This window comes from Cohnella cellulosilytica, from assembly GCF_042431195.1.
Taxonomy (GTDB): Bacteria; Bacillota; Bacilli; order Paenibacillales; family Paenibacillaceae; genus Cohnella; species Cohnella cellulosilytica.
The window spans coordinates 42,574-57,735 of the sequence record NZ_JBHMDN010000002.1; the positions used below are offsets into that span (position 1 = coordinate 42,574).

Here is a 15,162-nt window from a genome sequence, read left to right on the forward strand (position 1 = left end):
GACGCCGCCGCGGCGGAAGCGTATAAACCTCTCCTATCACCCTGCCGCGGAACCAGACGAGTTGACGGCGACGCGTTTGAAACAGATTGTCGATCCGTGCAGGCTTCATGCGCTCTTCCCCTTTCGGTACATGTCCGGTATGCGGCCGCTTTTGCCCTGCGGCGATCCCGGATCCGGGGGCGGCTCCGGATTCGTGCTGTATGTCCGGTCCAAGCTGACGAACTTGTTAAATTGCTTCAGGAACACGAGCTCCACCGTTCCGACCGGGCCGTTCCGCTGCTTCGCGATGATGATCTCGATGACGTTCTTCCGGTCGGTTTCTTTGTCGTAATAGTCGTCCCGATACAGGAAAGCAACAATGTCAGCGTCCTGCTCGATCGCTCCGGACTCCCGGAGATCCGACATCATCGGGCGCTTATCCTGCCGCTGCTCGACACCGCGGGAAAGCTGGGACAACGCGATAACCGGCACTTCCAGTTCGCGGGCGATTTGCTTCAGCGTCCTGGATATTTCCGTGACTTCCTGCTGTCGATTTACGCCGGGCCGGCTGCGTCCCTGAATGAGCTGCAGGTAGTCGATCAGGATCATGTCCAGCCCCTTGTCCTTCTTCAGCCGGCGGCACTTGGCGCGAATCTCGTTTACGGTGATGACTGGGGAATCGTCGATAAAGATATTAGACGCACCGAGCACTCCGGCCGCGATGGCAATCCTCTCCCAGTCGTCGCCTTCGAAAAATCCAGTTCGCATCCGGTTGGCGTCCACGTCCCCTTCCGCGCACACCATGCGCTGCACGAGCTGGGATGCAGACATCTCAAGACTGAAGATCGCGACGTTCTTCCCAGGGTCTATCACTCCATCTTGTACGTGGTCCCGAGCAACGTTCTGTGCAATGTTGAGCGCGAACGCCGTCTTGCCCACGGAGGGGCGTGCAGCCACGATGATCAAGTCACCGCGCTGGAATCCCGCTGTCTTACGGTCGAGATCGGGGAAGTGAGAAGCAATCCCCGTCACGCCCCGATTGATCTGTCGATTGACGTAGCGAATCTCTGCATCCTCGATGACGTCCATGACGACACTCCGGATATACTTGAACTCTTGTTTGGGCGCGGATTGCTCCGAAAAAACGGTAAGCTCCGCTTCCACTGCCGCTAGAAATTCGGTTGAATCCGGCTGCTCGATCGCCTTTCGCATGATGCTCATCGCAATCTTGAGCGCCTTCCTGCGGCGTGAGACTTCAAGAACGAGATTTGCGTAGTGAGCCACGTTCGCTGCTGTTGGCGCTACGTTGGCCATCTGGGTGAGATACAAAACGTCGGTGTCCGAATCCAGATGCTTATTGTCCCGAAGTTTTGCTGTCAGCGTCGTCAAGTCGATTGCAACACCGGCTTCGCGAAGCGTGAACATCGCCTGGAAGATGTGCTGATGCTGGACGCTGTAAAAGCAATCGGGCTGCAATACCTCCAGCGCCGAGTCGATCGCGTCCTCGTCAATCAGAATCGCCCCTAGCACCGACTGTTCAGCAACCAGGTCGACCGGCGGCGACATGTCCATCCATTCGTCCATCATGCTCATTCGACTTTCACGTCACCCCTCAGCTTGGCTCTGATCCCGTCCAGCCAGCCGACAGGTGGCGGGCTGCAATTCCTCTCCCACAACTCCAGTTGAGCAAAGTAGGCAGCCGTTTCGTCTTTACTCCGTTGACTATCAAGCCGATCGCCGAGTCGCCCCCGGATGTCAGCAATTGTCGGCGGAAATCGCTCTGTGCGAATGTAACTCTCGATATTGACGAGAGCCGCCTCTGACGGGAAATCCCGCAGGAACTTGAAGTGGTGCTGCACACTTTCAGGGCTTGTATCAAACTGCGGATAAGATCGCTTAATGACCTTCATCAGACCGATGACCTCTGCCATTTCCATCGCGCATCGCCTCCTCCTGCATGCGGTCTAATTCTTCCAAATCTCGTTGCTGCTTGGTCTTCCGCTGCGGTGAGCCAAGGGCGACCGGGGGGAGTGGCACCCCCTCGGGGATTGGCACCCCTTCGGTTATGGCTCTTTCCGCTTCCCAAGCATCCATGATGGCGTTTTTGTAAAAAGCGAAGCTGGATACTCGCTCGCTCCGCGCCATTTTAAGCTGGTGGACTTGCTGCATGACTCGAATGATTAGGGGGGGTGGCACCCCCAGGGCGATCATTTCCTGCATGAGCTTAATGTCCAGCGGACGGACCTGCATATCGAGTTTTTGATGAATCTCGCAATAAGCTTTCAAGATCGATTCGAATTCTGAATCCCTATCATCAACAGCATCAACATCAAGATCTTTTATAATATCTTTATTAGAGTGGACATTTTTGTCCGCTCTCTCGGAGGAGAGACTGGACATTTCTGTCCACTCTTGCGGTTCAGACTGGACATTTTTGTCCACTCTCTCGGGGGGAGACTGGACATTATTGTCCAGTCTGTCTACGAACTTCTTGGATTTACGAACAGTGAAAATCATTCCATAAGGCGCTCGAGTAATCCGGATGTAACCTTGCTGTTCAAGCGTATCGATCCACCTCTGAACGGTTCGTTCTGCCACGCCGAATTGAGAAGCTAAATCCTCACGCTTGATCGGCTTATTCCCGAGCACGATGCCCCAGACAGTCCCTTCCTTTTCCTTCTCTGCTGTCGTGGCGCTGACGCACCACAGGAATAGCCAGATCGCGCTGCCTATTTTGTTGTAATGTCCTGGCTCCAACAGACCGGAGTACATCGGAAACGGATAGCTGGTCTGAGGCATCCGCTCAACCCCTATATTGCGATAATCTTTGTATCACTCGTATAACGATGGATAAGGTGCAATTCCGTCGGCAGACTCTTGGCCACTAACCAATTGTCAGCGTTAAAGCCGGCTGCCTTGATCTGGAGCGATTGCCGCCTGGTCGGGCGCTTACCGTGCTTCATCGGCCGCCCCTGGACAGGCTAAGCAACTCCACGTGCATTACGCCGGCCGAACCATGCCGCATTAACATTCCTGCCGTAACACCCTTGCCCATTTCTTCGACTGTCTTGGCAATCGTTTGTGGCACGTCGTCAGGTTTGCTCAGTCTGGCGACTTGTCCGCCAACAATACGAGCAATTGCATTCAGATGGGCCTTCGCCGCCTCGTTACCTTCGGCCATTGCCTCTTCCAACCACTTGTCCATAATCGCCATTTTATCTTTCAAATCGATCGCTCCCTTTTGAGTTTTTCCTGCCAACCTCTATCAAACTTGCATCGGGAAGCTGGAATCTCGTAATAGCGCCGGCCTTGCACAAAGGATACAAATTTACGGCTGCTCAACTCGTAATAAAAGCCGTTAAGGACGCCGGGGCCGACAGCGATGATCTTCGGTTGACGTGGATCAGAACGAGACTCAGAAAATAGCAAAAGCTGCTCCACCGTCAAACCGTCCGTCCCCTATCGTCACGAATCCAGACAATCCGCTGCTTGTAGGACACCTTGCGGGCAGTCCATCCCGGATACCCGAGCGCAAAGTAATCTTTAACTGCGCGCCGGAATGCCGCCGGATCAGTGTGGTACAGCGCCCAAGCCTGCTCACCAATACCGGACTGGGTTAACAGCACGCCGTCGTCGTCATATACCGGCCCCACCGGCCCCGCTGAATCATGCGACACAGACCTCAACCCCGCCGTCCGCGTTATCGAAGCGGATCACCTGATCGAAAGCGGCCTGGGCGTCCTCAATGTGGGTAATGACAAGGACTCTCTTAAACCGATTGGCCACCGACTTGATAGAATCCAGGACAAGCGCACGGTGCTCCGCATCCTGCGAGCCGAGCCCCTCATCGATCGTCAGCCACTCGACCTTGCTGCCGGCGCGTTGCGCAAGCAACTCAGCGAGGGCGAAGCGGATCGCGTAGTCGATGCGGAGTTGCTCGCCGCCCGAGAACGTCTCGTACGGTCTCTCCGCCGTCCAGTCGCCGACCATGATGTCAAGCGTCTCGGATAGACCGGCACGCGTCTTCAGTTCCTTCTGCGTCTCGAAGCGGACGTAATGCTTGCCCTTGCTCATCTGCCCGAGAATCTCGTTCGCGATGCGCTCGAGCTGCGGAACGGCATTTTCAATGATCAGTGCCGGTATACCGTCGCGGCCGAATGCTTTGATCAGCGTCTGGTAACGCGTCCAACGCAGCACCTTCGGTTCGAGATCGGCAGCAAGCCGGTCGCGCTCCTGTTGGTCGGCGTCGAGCGCGGCCAAGATGGCCTTCATCCCGCCGATCTGCTCGCCCATGGCGGCGAGCTGGCGGCGGGCGGCCGCGATAACCGTCTGCAGGTTCGCCAGGCGCTCGCTGATCGCTGCATGGTCCAGCGTTTCGACTTCGAGCGCAGATTGCTCAAGCGCCAGTTCGTCACGGCGGCTCTGCTTCGCAGTTATCGTCGCATCGATGGCGAACATACGCTCATTCGCGTTGTCGGCCGCCACGCGCGCGGCGCCGATCTCATCCTTCAGGCGGGCGTACCGCTGCAAGTCTTCCGCTTTGCGGCGGAGTTCCGGCAGCGGCTCGAGCGCCTGCACAAGGTCGGCTAGTTGGCGTTTCAGATCATCCCGCCGTGCTTCTCCCGCTGTCTTGCGAGCCTTCTTCTCTGCGGCCTGCTGCTCCAACTGCTGCAGCAGCTCGTCTTTCCCGGAGAACTGAGCGAACGCCGTCGCGGCCTCCCGCAGATCGTCCACCGAGCGCTTGCAATCGCGATGCGCAGCGAAGTCGTATCCGAGTCCCTGCTGTTCGGTCTGCTTCTCGGCGATCGTCAGCGCGAGCGCAGCCAGCACCGATCGGTCGTGCTCAGCAAGTTGCTTGCGGAGTAAAGGTAGTTCTGCCACAGCCGCGGCGGCCGCTTGCTGGAACTTGCAAGTCGGCAAACAACCGCTGTCGTGAATGTGTGCTTCCTGCTGCTCAAGCGCGGCTATACGTTCTTTCAGTCGCCGCTCCTCCGCCTCAACACGGACGAACTCCCGATCCTGCCGCGACTCGAGCGAGTGTATCTCCATCTCCAGCGCGTTCCACGCTTCCGCCTTAATCTCGAAATTACGGAGTCGCAAGGATTGCTGCTCATGTTCCTCTGCCCGCTGCCGAAGCTCTTCGCGCCCGGCAAGCTGTAGCGCCGTCTCGAACGACTTTTTCTCAATCTGGAACAATTCCTCGTCGAGTTTCTGCAGGTCGACCAGCATTGCGTCCAGGTCAGTCCGCAGCCTATCCGAATTCGGTTTCATCGACTCCAACGACGCCAACTCCCCGCGAATCTGTTCAAGTTCGGCAGACTTCGATAGGATAAGCGCCTCATTCGCGAGGATCTTCTCGGCGCGCTCGAGGCGGCCGCCGTGCTCCACCCTCTCCTGCCGCAACGCATCGACCTCACCCTCGATCGCTACGATTTCGCGACCGATCTGCTGCGCGCGGGATAGCTTCGTGTTAAGCAGAGCGAGTTGTGCCTCAAGCGCTTTGGTCGCCTGCTCGTCCTTGTCGATCGCCGCCAACAGCTCGCTGTTCTTCTGTAAGAGGTCCTGCAATTCGTTATCTTTTACCGCGCGCCCCGCGAGCCGATCATCCAGCGTCCGGATCTTGTCCTTCGCCTTCTCGATCTCGATGTTCAAGAGTCCTGCCTTCTGACGGGCGCGCTCCTGTAGCTCCGGATAAATGTTGAGGCCAAGAATCTGCGACAGGATTTCCTTACGCATGCCGGCCGTTGCGCCAGTAAAAGCATTGGCCTGCCCCTGCAGAATCATGGAGCTGGCCGTAAATGTTCCGTCGTCCAGGTTGAGCAGATTGCGGATAACCGCCTCTGTGTCGACAATCTTCTCGGCGCTGCGGCTCTCCCACTGGCCGTTTACACGCTGCTGCAGTTCCAACGTCGACTTGCCTTTGCCTTTAGTCGAGCGTGTCCGGATCGTCCGGTATACGCTGCCCTGGTGTTCAAAGTGAAACTCGACTGACATCTCAGTGCTGCCCTTACGGACCAGATCATCCAGACTGATGCCGGAGATCACGTCGCCAAATAGGGAGAATCGCGGTGACAAAGTGAAAGCGGATGACTTGCCGGCGCCGTTCCGGCCGGCGATCGCGGCCAAGGAAACCGCCGACAAATCAATGTCGGCGTGCTCGATGGCTCTGAAATTGTTAATGATGAGGCGAATAGGAATCATACCGGCGACGCCCCCCTTGCCGGAATTTGAGCGCGGACTTGCCCGCGTGCCAGCTTCCACGCTTTCTCGTAGGCTTCCTCGATGCTGTCGCCCGGAGCAAGCGCGATGGTAACGCCGGCTTCGAGTTTAAGATTCTCGTAATTCGGCAGGCTTTTCGTATAGAGCATGCTTACGCTGATTTCACGAACTTCCATGTGCTCCCCCTCCGATCAGTGGCATTCCCGCCTCGATATAGCATCGCGTACAGTAGAAGCGTTCGGGCTCGAACTTGTCATACGTGCCTTCCTCTTCAATCACATACTGTACGGGCGACATCCCTTCTTCTGCGGCGCATTCAATATATTCGTCGATCTCGTCTGGATGTTTGCCACATCCGATACAGGTCAGAGGCTCGCTCATATTAACCCTACCCTTCGTGCGCCATCTGATCGTGCGCATGGCACGGCTTGTCGACGCAATAGAGATTGGTCTTGCGGTTTACGAACTTCTTCCAAGTGACGTAATTGTAATCCTGAAAAATGATTGCCACCGGCTTAAGTTCCGATGCCGGCCGCTCGGTTCTGCAGTATGCACAGCGCCCCACTTCGCTCATTCCGAAGCCTCCTTCGCAAAATCAAAGACTTCTGTTTCCTGCCCATCTGGCGTGATTACAATCCGCCCTTTACCCATTGTTCCGAGCAACCCGTATGCGGACCAGTTGCAGCTTTTTGCCTCAACTTTCATCCCAGCATGGGCGATACGTCCGATGCATCCTTGATAAGAGAGTCGGGAAGCCTCAGCTTCACTGCAGCCGGCATTAATGAAATCTTGCGGCGATCGAACATTTCCACAGCTCGGGCAGACGAACTTCCAGTTCGCTCCCTTGTCCCCAAAGCGCTCCCGCGCCTCAACTCGCCATTTGTCTAAGGTCTGCTTGATCATCGCGACACCCCCATCAATTCTTCCGTGATGGCCAACAGTTCGGCACTCTCCGCCGCTGCAAGCCCCTCATTATTTGCCCACGCGGCCAGCGCGGCGAGCGGCGTCAGCCCCTCCGTCACCTCGGTGTCTCGGATGCGTTCCGACCGCTCGACCTCCGCGCGGATCTCGGCCACAAAGTAGGCGCCGGCGTCGTACAGCGCCCGCTCGAGCGAGCGCCGGTCGAATCGCTTCTGCAACTCCTCGCTGCAAGTGTACCGGACGCGGACGATCGCATCGCGAACATGAGCAAAGTCGTCCACCTGACCATCCAGCCAGGCCGCGACGTCCATGTCGCACCAATCAATCGTCCGAAAGCGGCGAGCGGGCGTTTCGATAAATGAAGATTTGAATCCGGAGAATTCAAGGTGCTCATCTACACCGGTCTCATGAATCCAAAAGCCCGGTATCGTCCGTTCGTCGCCGAAGTTATGCCGCTCCGGTGCGCCGCTGTAGAAGACGTTGCTGCCGGCCTTCTGCGGCCGGTGAATATGGCCGAGGCAAACGAGATCGAACATGCGAGCCGCCTCGTCCGTCAGGATTGGCTCGTTTTGCAACAAGGCGTCCTCGAAGCCCAAGTCCGCCAGTTCGTAGGAGAGATGCGACATCAAGATGACCGGGACGCCTCCGGAATCCTCCCGCATATCCGAGCAAATATCCGTGATGTCTTCAGTCATTTTGGCGTGAAACTCATGCGGCGGCAGGCCGGCATAACGCGGATCCGTCGCAAACGACGATCGGTTCATGCCCGGCAAGCATTCAACGATCACCTCACCATCCGAGGGCAGCGCCGCGGTTTGCGGCTCAGTCACGACTTCGACGCCCGGGATCTGCATCTCACGAATCAAATGATAGGCGCTGATCGCATCGTGCGACGGCGTGCCGCTGATGACGATCACCTCGATGCCGGCGTCGGACAGGCGACGGAGCCAGTCAACGAATGCCTGAATCTCCGCCGTCGCCCGATCAATGTAGACGCGGGCGTCCTTAAAGGCGTCGCCGGCGAATAACACCAGCTCACAACCTTCTTCGATGATCCGATCCGCGACCCAATCCATTGTCCGGGTTATGTCTGCGAACCGCGCTTCCGGCGTGGGGCCGGCATAGCCATAGCCCCAGTGGGCATCTGCAACGTGTGCTATTTTCACGGGATCACCTCAAATCTGGCGGCAGGTCATTAGGATCGAAGCCAAGATCCTCCGGTTGGTCGGATCCAACCGCTTTCGCATCCGCCTCCAAGAAATCTCCGACCGTCTTCCACTCTGCTTCCGTCTTGATGTCCTGCACAACCTTAACGATCTGTCTCCCGAGCGCCATGCTGGCCACGTCGGCGAGGCCGTTCCAATCGAGACCTTGTTGCTTCATCAATCCGAGTACGCGATTCTTCTGTACGGATCCGCCGGATTGCCCGCTACCAGACCGACTGCCGCCGGCCTGCTGCCCGCCTCCCTGATACCGCCCGCTGCTTGCGTTGGCGGTACGGCCTCCGCGTTGCTGCTTGCGATCTTCAGGAGCGACGTCGGCGTAATCGTCCATCTCCGCTTCGTCCTGAGTGAAGATTCCGCTCGAGCGAGTACATTGCAGTGTCAGGCCGACGTAGGCGCGTTTGTAGGCCATCTTTAATACGGTGTTCCACTGGCTAAATAGATCTTCGTTCGGAATGCGGTAAGATCTGTAGGGGCCGTTCGAGCCATTCTTCTCTTCGAATAGAAGATCTTCCTTATCCAGATGACGCGGAACCTTGCTCTCACTCACCCAGCGATACATGTATTTCGACTCGTTTGTGCTACATTCACCGACGCCTTCGCCGATGATTGTACCGGAAGCTCGATGAATCATTTGAAGCGTGAAGTTAACCCGATAGAAACCTGTATCGAAGCTTCGTTCTTCTTCCTTCGACTTCACGATCGCCGCGAAGCCGTAGAGCTCGCATAGTTTCTCTGCGCCGGGCTTGTACAACGAAGGCTTCTGAGTACCAGGAATGACGCCGAAATCCTCATCTTTGACCATGACTTCCTTGAAAAATTCCTGAACAGCATCATACTTTTGCTTCATGTCTACCATCCTCCGGCGGAAGTCCGCCGCACTCCCAAACTCGAAATCAACGATCGCCCCACCCCCGGCGTTGCCGCCGGAGGATTGAGGCATAACCTGCAGGTTTGCCTCGGACAAATTAAGCAACTCCCTTCAAGAGATCAACCACAGATCTCAATGCGCGGAAGCGATCGCGAAGCTGCTGCAGCCGAACCGCAGCAAGCTTCAACTCGCGTTCGGCATCGGAAACCTCGATCCGTTGCAACTCTGTAAAAGAACGCATCTGAGCCGAGCGAATTTCGGCATTCTTCCCATCAATCGAGCCATTGAGCCACAATGAATCCTCTTTAAGTTGCAAGATATCCTTCGCCTCGAGGACTTTGTCTTGTGCTTGAAGAACCTTGTCCTCCGCAGCAGCGATTTGCTTCGGCAATTCCATTAATTGAAGAATCAAGTCTTCTTTGCTGATAATCACTTGTGTATCCTCCTTGTGGGATTGCCGCCATCATGCTACAATGGCGGCAGATTCGTTTTACTTAAGGCCCCTCTCGCGAAGGGGCTTTTTACTTCTGGATAAGGTCGGCATACCGATCGGCAGCCGCTTCAGCTTCATCGGTCCCCGCTCTTCCCATGATTCGCGACATAGCAGCAACCAGCCGCTCCGTGTCCCGAGTAGATAAATGAACTTCCTTTTCGGCTGCCAGAATGGCGTAACCGATGAGTTGCTTATTCATCGCCCATCATCCCTCGCAATCTTCGCAGCTCCGCGGATACCCCGGCTCCTCGCCGTCGATCAGATCCCCGCAGACCTGGCAGTACAGCCCATCCAGTACAGCTCCAGCAGCTTCGCCCATGCCATCCCTCCTTCCTATGTAATTGAGTGGGCAAGGGACTTCCACCCTTGCACGGCAGCATTTATTCAACGGGTAGCAGAACACTGCTTTCTGGCCGATTCCGGTTCTACGCCCAAGCAGTGGGAGCTCGGCTTTCTCTCTCCGCGCCTGAAGGTTGTGCCGGGGCTCACCAACTCGTATCTGCCTTATGTCTTAGCGTCTTTAACGATTCCGCCACCACTCATTGATGCGTCAGCCGCATCTGGAGACGCACGAGCCACTGACAGGGCCGGGGAGAGGCCCGCTCGTACGTCTGCGGATATGGCTGACAGCTCTACCGGCCGGGATTCCGACCGGTAGGCTTGTCCGAGTTACACGCCAACTTTCCGCGCCAACTCCCGGATCGCAGCCCTACTGTACTGCTTGCCGTGGAACTCGATCAGGTCATCCTGGCTGCCGGTGATCACGCAGCCCGGCTGGTACTTCCGAAGAATGATTCGATCTCCGTCAACGAAAATTTCCAACCCGTCTCCCGGTTGATCTCCCCCTCCGTCCCTGATACCGAGAGTCCGCCGGAGCTCCTTCGGAATAACCACCCGTCCAAGATCATCAATGCGCCGAACAATACCCGTTGCTTTCATATTCATTCCTCCAAATTTGTGGATTTCGTTTTTTCGATTCCGCGCCGTATGCTTTCGATAATTTTTTTGCGATCGATTTCTTCGTTCCAAAGCAAGTGCGTCTCACGGTTAAACAAGGTTTTTCCAGTGATCTGAAAACCTTCAATGAAGGCGGTTAGTTGAAGAAGCATTCCAAATGGCCAGTTTTCCACCAGTTCAACCACGTACACGATCTGCCCATGCCGGATGGAGAATTTCCAATCGGGCATCAGCCAAACACCAGCTCCGGATCCAAGAAGGGATTTGAAAAAGCGGGAAGCTTCTGCCTTGGATAGCTTCTTGCCTTGCCCCTTCATACCAGTTCCCCCTTGTCGGCCTGCTGCCACTGCGGTACAATAGGAGCAATTACATTTTGCTTTGGTTCCGAATTCAGTCGCCCCGCCAGGCGGCTGTTTTTCATTTGTGCGAGCTGTATGCGCTCGAGGAGTGCAATGCGTCTTTCAATCCCTCGCTGTGTCCGCCGAACATCCACGAACCAATCCGGATGCTCCACCGTCACTGTCAGTAAGCTATCGAGCTTGTCAATTTCTGATTGGAGAGTTAGCATTGCTGTCCCTCCTACCATTGCGGGCACTCGTGCAGATTGAGCACGTATGTCTCGATCATGACCAGCATGGCCGGGCGGAACTCGTAGCGCCGCAGTTCCTTCTGAACAGCCTTTTGGCCCAGCTCTGTCAGCTGATAGCCCGTATCCGTCAGCACCAGCTTGCCCTCTTCGATCAGTTCGCGCCGGCAGGATGCCAGCAGCGTTTCCTCAATCTCCTCCGCTGCGTTCATCGCTTCTCGCTCCTCACATATGATTTTGAAAGATTAGACCGACGCCAGCACGCCGTGCAGCCCGGTCACAATCCGGACCGGCAGCTTGCGCGTAATGACCAATGCTACCGGCTCTCCGGCCTCGCCGGCTTGCCGATAATACTTGCGGTTGTAACTGTCGGTCCGCTCGCCCTCCTGGATGACAATCATATCCGTGGTCTCGCGAACGACCGATTTACCTACCAGCACGCTCATTTGCACCCTTGCTCACCTCCCTTCATTGGACTTGTTCATCTAGCCATCTTTCCAAAAATTTGCGAGTCTCTCTTACCGGGAAATACCACTTACCGCCTACCTTGCGTTTCGGGAATTGAGGATCATAGAAGAATTGATCCTTAATGAAATTCCAACTCATGCACGTACGCCGCATGAGCTCTTTCGCATCCCAGAAGACGAGTTCAGCGTCAGCTTCGGCAACAAGCTCAGCGATCTGCTGACGAACCATTTGCTTAACTTCAGCTTCGTTGACCTGAATTGCAAATATGTTCTTCACCACCTCAACCTATGAATCTGGCGGTTCACAAACGGAGATTCAACAGGATTTAACGAAACCTCTCTCATAAGCTGAATGTCCTGTGTCGTAATACAAATCCCACGTTGTTGCCGCCCTTGAGGTGGAAGCTCAAGAGCGGCAATTCGTTTTTCGAGCTCCTTCAGTTGCTCCCTCAATTCACTCACCTCCCCCTCCCCCTCCCACTCATCTTCCTCGTTGAAAAATATCGATTATAGTGATATTCTTGAAATGCCCATAGGCAAAGAAGGAGATGGTCGCCGTGACCAAACTTTTGAACTTGCCTGTTCCTGTGGCTTAAACGCTGCCGATGCATTGGGCAAGTACGGCAGAACCTTAACTGCCAAAGTGAGGCCGTATCCCAAGAACAAACGGGTGGTTCTTTTGTGAAATCAAGAAAACCGGCTAGCGTTCAGGTACCGCCCTGCATAAAAAGGGGCTAGTTACTGTTGAACTTTAGAGGAGTGCCTCTATAAAAACTCATGTCAACGGTCTTTGATTTCTGCAGGGTATGACAGGTAAAAAAACAAGGAACAAATCGTCTGAGGAACCACCCCTCAGGCTTTTTGTTTTTAAACCTCACCGTTCTTATCCAGTATCGCGATCACAATCGTAGAACTTCGTCCAATTGAATTTAAGGACACTAGCAATTTTTCGAGCAACTTCAACCGATGGTCGAGCAGTTTCACTCTCAATCTCTGAATAATGGGATTGAGAAATGCCAGCCGCCGCTGCCACTTCAGTTTGTGTCTTCTCTGCGCGGTTTCGCAGTTCTCTTAGCCAACCTCTCATGTGCTTCCCCCCTTCGAAATATCGATTAACTTGATATTATACTATATCGACTAACTCGATATGTCAAACATTTATTTCGGTAATACCGATATTTTATTTACGTTATCGATTTTATCGATATAATTAGCCGTGGAGGGATAATACGATGAATCGAATCAAATTGCTTCGAACGGAACTTAATATGCGTCAAGTTGACCTCGCAAAACATTTGAAAGTTGGACAAAGTACGTTATCTGGATGGGAAAATGGTGCATACGAAGTTGATAATGAGAACCTGTATAAAATGGCGGATTTATTTAAGTGCAGCATTGACTATCTTCTTGGTCGATCCAATGAGCGCAACCGTCCTTATTATGCCCTCGACGACAAGGACGAAAAGGACATCGCTAAGGACCTTGAACGAATCATGGCCGATTTGGACAGCAAAGAGGCTTTGGCCTTCCACGGAGAACCACTTGACGACGAAGATCGGGAGCTTCTTCGTCGTTCGCTGGAGAATTCTTTGATTATCGCCAAGCAAATGGCGAAGAAAAAATTTACTCCGAAGAAATACAGAAACTAAACAGCGAGGGGATCATCGTGCGAATTAAGAGCATGGTGAAGCGGATAACAGATAAATACCACACCAACGACCCACTCCTAATCGCTTCACATAAGCAAATCTTAATCTTCTACGAGGATTTTAAAAACGTATGGGGCTATTTCAACTCCAGTCGACGAGTGATGATGATCCACGTGAACTCTAATCTGAGCGAAGAACTTCAGCGATTTGTCATCGCGCATGAATTAGGTCATCGAATCATGCATCCAAATGTTAACGTTCCGTTCTTGCGGTCAAATACGCTGCACTCCATCGAACGAATCGAACGGGAAGCGAATCAATTTGCCGTGGAGTTGCTGGTCGAGGATCAACTCCTACTGGACGGCTTGACGATCTACGAAGCTGCCGCTGTTTGCGGAGTACCAGTGGAACTGGCATACCTCAAAAAGATTCCGCGGTAATAGAACTACCATACATAAGAGCAACTTGCGCTTCCCAGCCGCGAGGCTGTCTATCATACATATCAATAGAACATGAGTTCTCATTTGGAGGTAGATGTCATGGCATCCTATCGAAAGCGCGGATGTAAATGCCCGAAGAATCGAAAATGCACTTGTGGGGCAACGTGGGAATTTAGGATCAGTGTTACCGATCCAGCAACAGGCGAGCGAAGCCAGCCAGGGGATAGTGGATTCAAAACAAAGGAAGAGGCTAAGCAAGCGGCTGCGGATCTCAAAAGGAAATATAATTCTGGAATACTATCCGCTTCTGCAAAAGATGAAACAGTTGAAAGCTTTATGAAGAAGTTTCTACAGAATGTTCTGGTTAACGAGGTTGAGGAAAATACGCTAGAACAGAAGTTCGCTCAAATGGAGAAGTACATTGTCCCGAAATTGGGACGGATTCATCTTAAGAAGCTTAACCCGGCTCAAGTTCAAAAATTCATAACGGATCTTGGGGAAGGTGATTTAGTTGCTGGAACAATTATCAATATCGTTCGCCTGCTCAATCAAACATTGAATAAGGCTCTAGAATGGGGTTACATTGACCGGAACGTGGCTTCAATGGTTAGCAAACCAAAATACAAGCCAGAAAAGTTTCAAGTGTGGACAAAACAACATTTTGAGTATTTCCTTCAAAATACGAAAAATAGTCGGCTATATCCATTTTACTTACTCGGTCTTACAACAGGCATGCGACCCGGTGAGATAACAGCATTAACTTGGAACCATATTAATTTCAGAAGCAAAACGATCCGAGTCGAACAAACAGTTGCTTGGACAAAAGAAAAAGGAATCTTTATAAAAACGAGTCCGAAGAATGATGCATCCCGTCGTACAATCACCGTACCGGATCAAGTAATCTCCTATTTGCGGGAATATAAAATAGCCCAGAAGCCAAATAGCAAAAACATCGTCATCCCGGGTATAAAAAACGAACTTATGTACAATTCCGTGATTAACAAAATTATGAAGGGGGACATAGCTCGAATCGGTGTGCCACCTATCACACCGCATGATCTTAGACACACCCATGCGACTTACCTTTTATCGCCCGTACCTTTTGGTCTTGCTCAAGGAATTAAGGCGGTATCGGAAAGACTTGGTCACGCGCAGACAAGCACAACGTTAAACACATACACACACGTACTCCCCAACATGCAAGAGTCTCTAGCCGACGTACTCAATACAGCAATTAATCTCTAGGAAACGAATGGGAATATAATCCATGTGGGCAAATTGTGGACAAGAGAGGTGTAGAGGGGTAATGAGGCCTTATATATCAAGGGCTATCAGTTCCATATTGTAATTCGACTCA

General features: G+C 53.5%; 24 protein-coding genes. 3 read left to right on the forward strand and 21 right to left on the reverse strand.

Going from position 1 to position 15,162, the window contains the following annotated elements; translation table 11 throughout:
* Positions 1-105 precede the first annotated feature (105 nt).
* The 21 genes from dnaB to ACFFT4_RS00440 all read right to left on the reverse strand — a co-directional run bounded on the left by dnaB (position 106) and on the right by ACFFT4_RS00440 (position 12,803).
* Positions 106-1,572 carry a replicative DNA helicase gene (gene dnaB, locus ACFFT4_RS00340; RefSeq protein WP_378044137.1) on the reverse strand — a complete coding sequence of 489 codons (1,467 nt, stop codon included), beginning with the start codon at positions 1,570-1,572 and terminating at the stop codon, positions 106-108.
* Positions 1,569-1,916 (reverse strand): replicative helicase loader/inhibitor, encoded by a 348-nt coding sequence (locus ACFFT4_RS00345; RefSeq protein ID WP_378044138.1) that lies wholly within the window; start codon positions 1,914-1,916, stop codon positions 1,569-1,571. The genes dnaB and ACFFT4_RS00345 overlap by 4 nt, the downstream gene beginning before the upstream one ends.
* Complete coding sequence (locus tag ACFFT4_RS00350; RefSeq protein WP_378044140.1) at positions 1,876-2,778, reverse strand: hypothetical protein; 903 nt, start codon at positions 2,776-2,778, stop codon at positions 1,876-1,878. Before ACFFT4_RS00350 ends, ACFFT4_RS00345 begins: the two co-directional genes overlap by 41 nt.
* A gap of 11 nt (positions 2,779-2,789) precedes the next feature.
* Entirely contained in the window at positions 2,790-2,942 is a 153-nt protein-coding gene (locus ACFFT4_RS00355) for a DUF6906 family protein (RefSeq protein WP_378044141.1), read from the reverse strand.
* Positions 2,939-3,205, reverse strand: coding sequence for a hypothetical protein (locus ACFFT4_RS00360; RefSeq protein WP_378044142.1), 267 nt, complete (start codon positions 3,203-3,205; stop codon positions 2,939-2,941). The genes ACFFT4_RS00355 and ACFFT4_RS00360 overlap by 4 nt, the downstream gene beginning before the upstream one ends.
* Entirely contained in the window at positions 3,202-3,426 is a 225-nt protein-coding gene (locus ACFFT4_RS00365) for a hypothetical protein (protein ID WP_378044144.1), read from the reverse strand. The genes ACFFT4_RS00360 and ACFFT4_RS00365 overlap by 4 nt, the downstream gene beginning before the upstream one ends.
* Positions 3,427-3,645: 219 nt before the next feature.
* Positions 3,646-6,180: a sbcc family protein gene (locus ACFFT4_RS00370; RefSeq protein WP_378044145.1), complete on the reverse strand. Its 2,535-nt coding sequence runs from the start codon at positions 6,178-6,180 to the stop codon at positions 3,646-3,648.
* Complete coding sequence (locus tag ACFFT4_RS00375) at positions 6,177-6,374, reverse strand: hypothetical protein (protein ID WP_378044146.1); 198 nt, start codon at positions 6,372-6,374, stop codon at positions 6,177-6,179. Before ACFFT4_RS00375 ends, ACFFT4_RS00370 begins: the two co-directional genes overlap by 4 nt.
* A gap of 212 nt (positions 6,375-6,586) precedes the next feature.
* Positions 6,587-6,772: a hypothetical protein gene (locus ACFFT4_RS00380; RefSeq protein WP_378044148.1), complete on the reverse strand. Its 186-nt coding sequence runs from the start codon at positions 6,770-6,772 to the stop codon at positions 6,587-6,589.
* Positions 6,769-7,101, reverse strand: coding sequence for a VVA0879 family protein (locus tag ACFFT4_RS00385; protein ID WP_344341595.1), 333 nt, complete (start codon positions 7,099-7,101; stop codon positions 6,769-6,771). The genes ACFFT4_RS00380 and ACFFT4_RS00385 overlap by 4 nt, the downstream gene beginning before the upstream one ends.
* Positions 7,098-8,285: a metallophosphoesterase family protein gene (locus ACFFT4_RS00390; protein ID WP_378044150.1), complete on the reverse strand. Its 1,188-nt coding sequence runs from the start codon at positions 8,283-8,285 to the stop codon at positions 7,098-7,100. The genes ACFFT4_RS00385 and ACFFT4_RS00390 overlap by 4 nt, the downstream gene beginning before the upstream one ends.
* Positions 8,286-8,289: 4 nt before the next feature.
* A complete protein-coding gene (locus tag ACFFT4_RS00395) occupies positions 8,290-9,309 on the reverse strand; it encodes a hypothetical protein (RefSeq protein WP_378044151.1) in 1,020 nt (339 codons plus the stop codon).
* 1 nt (position 9,310) lies between these two features.
* Positions 9,311-9,646 (reverse strand): hypothetical protein, encoded by a 336-nt coding sequence (locus ACFFT4_RS00400; RefSeq protein WP_378044153.1) that lies wholly within the window; start codon positions 9,644-9,646, stop codon positions 9,311-9,313.
* An 88-nt stretch (positions 9,647-9,734) separates the two neighbouring features.
* On the reverse strand, positions 9,735-9,905 hold the full coding sequence (locus ACFFT4_RS00405; protein WP_378044155.1) for a hypothetical protein: 171 nt from the start codon (positions 9,903-9,905) through the stop codon (positions 9,735-9,737).
* Positions 9,906-10,375: 470 nt separating this feature from the next.
* Positions 10,376-10,645 carry an AbrB/MazE/SpoVT family DNA-binding domain-containing protein gene (locus ACFFT4_RS00410; protein ID WP_378044156.1) on the reverse strand — a complete coding sequence of 90 codons (270 nt, stop codon included), beginning with the start codon at positions 10,643-10,645 and terminating at the stop codon, positions 10,376-10,378.
* Between the two features lie 2 nt (positions 10,646-10,647).
* Positions 10,648-10,980, reverse strand: a complete 333-nt coding sequence (locus ACFFT4_RS00415; RefSeq protein ID WP_378044157.1) for a hypothetical protein — start codon at positions 10,978-10,980, stop codon at positions 10,648-10,650.
* Positions 10,977-11,231 carry a hypothetical protein gene (locus ACFFT4_RS00420; protein WP_378044158.1) on the reverse strand — a complete coding sequence of 85 codons (255 nt, stop codon included), beginning with the start codon at positions 11,229-11,231 and terminating at the stop codon, positions 10,977-10,979. Before ACFFT4_RS00420 ends, ACFFT4_RS00415 begins: the two co-directional genes overlap by 4 nt.
* Positions 11,232-11,242: 11 nt before the next feature.
* On the reverse strand, positions 11,243-11,461 hold the full coding sequence (locus tag ACFFT4_RS00425) for an ABC transporter ATP-binding protein (protein ID WP_378044159.1): 219 nt from the start codon (positions 11,459-11,461) through the stop codon (positions 11,243-11,245).
* 33 nt (positions 11,462-11,494) lie between these two features.
* Positions 11,495-11,701: a hypothetical protein gene (locus ACFFT4_RS00430; protein WP_378044160.1), complete on the reverse strand. Its 207-nt coding sequence runs from the start codon at positions 11,699-11,701 to the stop codon at positions 11,495-11,497.
* 16 nt (positions 11,702-11,717) lie between these two features.
* Entirely contained in the window at positions 11,718-11,984 is a 267-nt protein-coding gene (locus tag ACFFT4_RS00435; RefSeq protein ID WP_378044170.1) for a group-specific protein, read from the reverse strand.
* Between the two features lie 615 nt (positions 11,985-12,599).
* Positions 12,600-12,803: a helix-turn-helix transcriptional regulator gene (locus tag ACFFT4_RS00440; RefSeq protein WP_378044162.1), complete on the reverse strand. Its 204-nt coding sequence runs from the start codon at positions 12,801-12,803 to the stop codon at positions 12,600-12,602.
* Positions 12,804-12,948: 145 nt separating this feature from the next.
* Here ACFFT4_RS00440 and ACFFT4_RS00445 point away from each other — a divergent pair, with 145 nt between their 5' ends.
* The 3 genes from ACFFT4_RS00445 to ACFFT4_RS00455 all read left to right on the forward strand — a co-directional run bounded on the left by ACFFT4_RS00445 (position 12,949) and on the right by ACFFT4_RS00455 (position 15,050).
* Positions 12,949-13,365: a helix-turn-helix domain-containing protein gene (locus tag ACFFT4_RS00445; protein ID WP_378044164.1), complete on the forward strand. Its 417-nt coding sequence runs from the start codon at positions 12,949-12,951 to the stop codon at positions 13,363-13,365.
* A gap of 17 nt (positions 13,366-13,382) precedes the next feature.
* Positions 13,383-13,805, forward strand: coding sequence for an ImmA/IrrE family metallo-endopeptidase (locus ACFFT4_RS00450; protein WP_378044166.1), 423 nt, complete (start codon positions 13,383-13,385; stop codon positions 13,803-13,805).
* Between the two features lie 99 nt (positions 13,806-13,904).
* Entirely contained in the window at positions 13,905-15,050 is a 1,146-nt protein-coding gene (locus ACFFT4_RS00455) for a site-specific integrase (protein WP_378044167.1), read from the forward strand.
* Positions 15,051-15,162: the final 112 nt, after the last annotated feature.

Bases quoted from the DNA above. Each gene is read 5' to 3' on its own strand.
- ACFFT4_RS00425 (WP_378044159.1), bottom strand. From the start codon at position 11,461: ATGAACGCAGCGGAGGAGATTGAGGAAACGCTGCTGGCATCCTGCCGG.
- ACFFT4_RS00420 (WP_378044158.1), bottom strand. From the start codon at position 11,231: ATGCTAACTCTCCAATCAGAAATTGACAAGCTCGATAGCTTACTGACA.
- ACFFT4_RS00355 (WP_378044141.1), bottom strand. From the start codon at position 2,942: ATGAAGCACGGTAAGCGCCCGACCAGGCGGCAATCGCTCCAGATCAAG.
- ACFFT4_RS00350 (WP_378044140.1), bottom strand. From the start codon at position 2,778: ATGCCTCAGACCAGCTATCCGTTTCCGATGTACTCCGGTCTGTTGGAG.
- dnaB (WP_378044137.1), bottom strand. From the start codon at position 1,572: ATGAGCATGATGGACGAATGGATGGACATGTCGCCGCCGGTCGACCTG.
- ACFFT4_RS00415 (WP_378044157.1), bottom strand. From the start codon at position 10,980: ATGAAGGGGCAAGGCAAGAAGCTATCCAAGGCAGAAGCTTCCCGCTTT.
- ACFFT4_RS00405 (WP_378044155.1), bottom strand. From the start codon at position 9,905: ATGAATAAGCAACTCATCGGTTACGCCATTCTGGCAGCCGAAAAGGAA.
- ACFFT4_RS00455 (WP_378044167.1), top strand. From the start codon at position 13,905: ATGGCATCCTATCGAAAGCGCGGATGTAAATGCCCGAAGAATCGAAAA.
- ACFFT4_RS00370 (WP_378044145.1), bottom strand. From the start codon at position 6,180: ATGATTCCTATTCGCCTCATCATTAACAATTTCAGAGCCATCGAGCAC.
- ACFFT4_RS00345 (WP_378044138.1), bottom strand. From the start codon at position 1,916: ATGGAAATGGCAGAGGTCATCGGTCTGATGAAGGTCATTAAGCGATCT.
- ACFFT4_RS00440 (WP_378044162.1), bottom strand. From the start codon at position 12,803: ATGAGAGGTTGGCTAAGAGAACTGCGAAACCGCGCAGAGAAGACACAA.
- ACFFT4_RS00385 (WP_344341595.1), bottom strand. From the start codon at position 7,101: ATGATCAAGCAGACCTTAGACAAATGGCGAGTTGAGGCGCGGGAGCGC.
- ACFFT4_RS00445 (WP_378044164.1), top strand. From the start codon at position 12,949: ATGAATCGAATCAAATTGCTTCGAACGGAACTTAATATGCGTCAAGTT.
- ACFFT4_RS00375 (WP_378044146.1), bottom strand. From the start codon at position 6,374: ATGGAAGTTCGTGAAATCAGCGTAAGCATGCTCTATACGAAAAGCCTG.
- ACFFT4_RS00380 (WP_378044148.1), bottom strand. From the start codon at position 6,772: ATGAGCGAAGTGGGGCGCTGTGCATACTGCAGAACCGAGCGGCCGGCA.
- ACFFT4_RS00410 (WP_378044156.1), bottom strand. From the start codon at position 10,645: ATGAAAGCAACGGGTATTGTTCGGCGCATTGATGATCTTGGACGGGTG.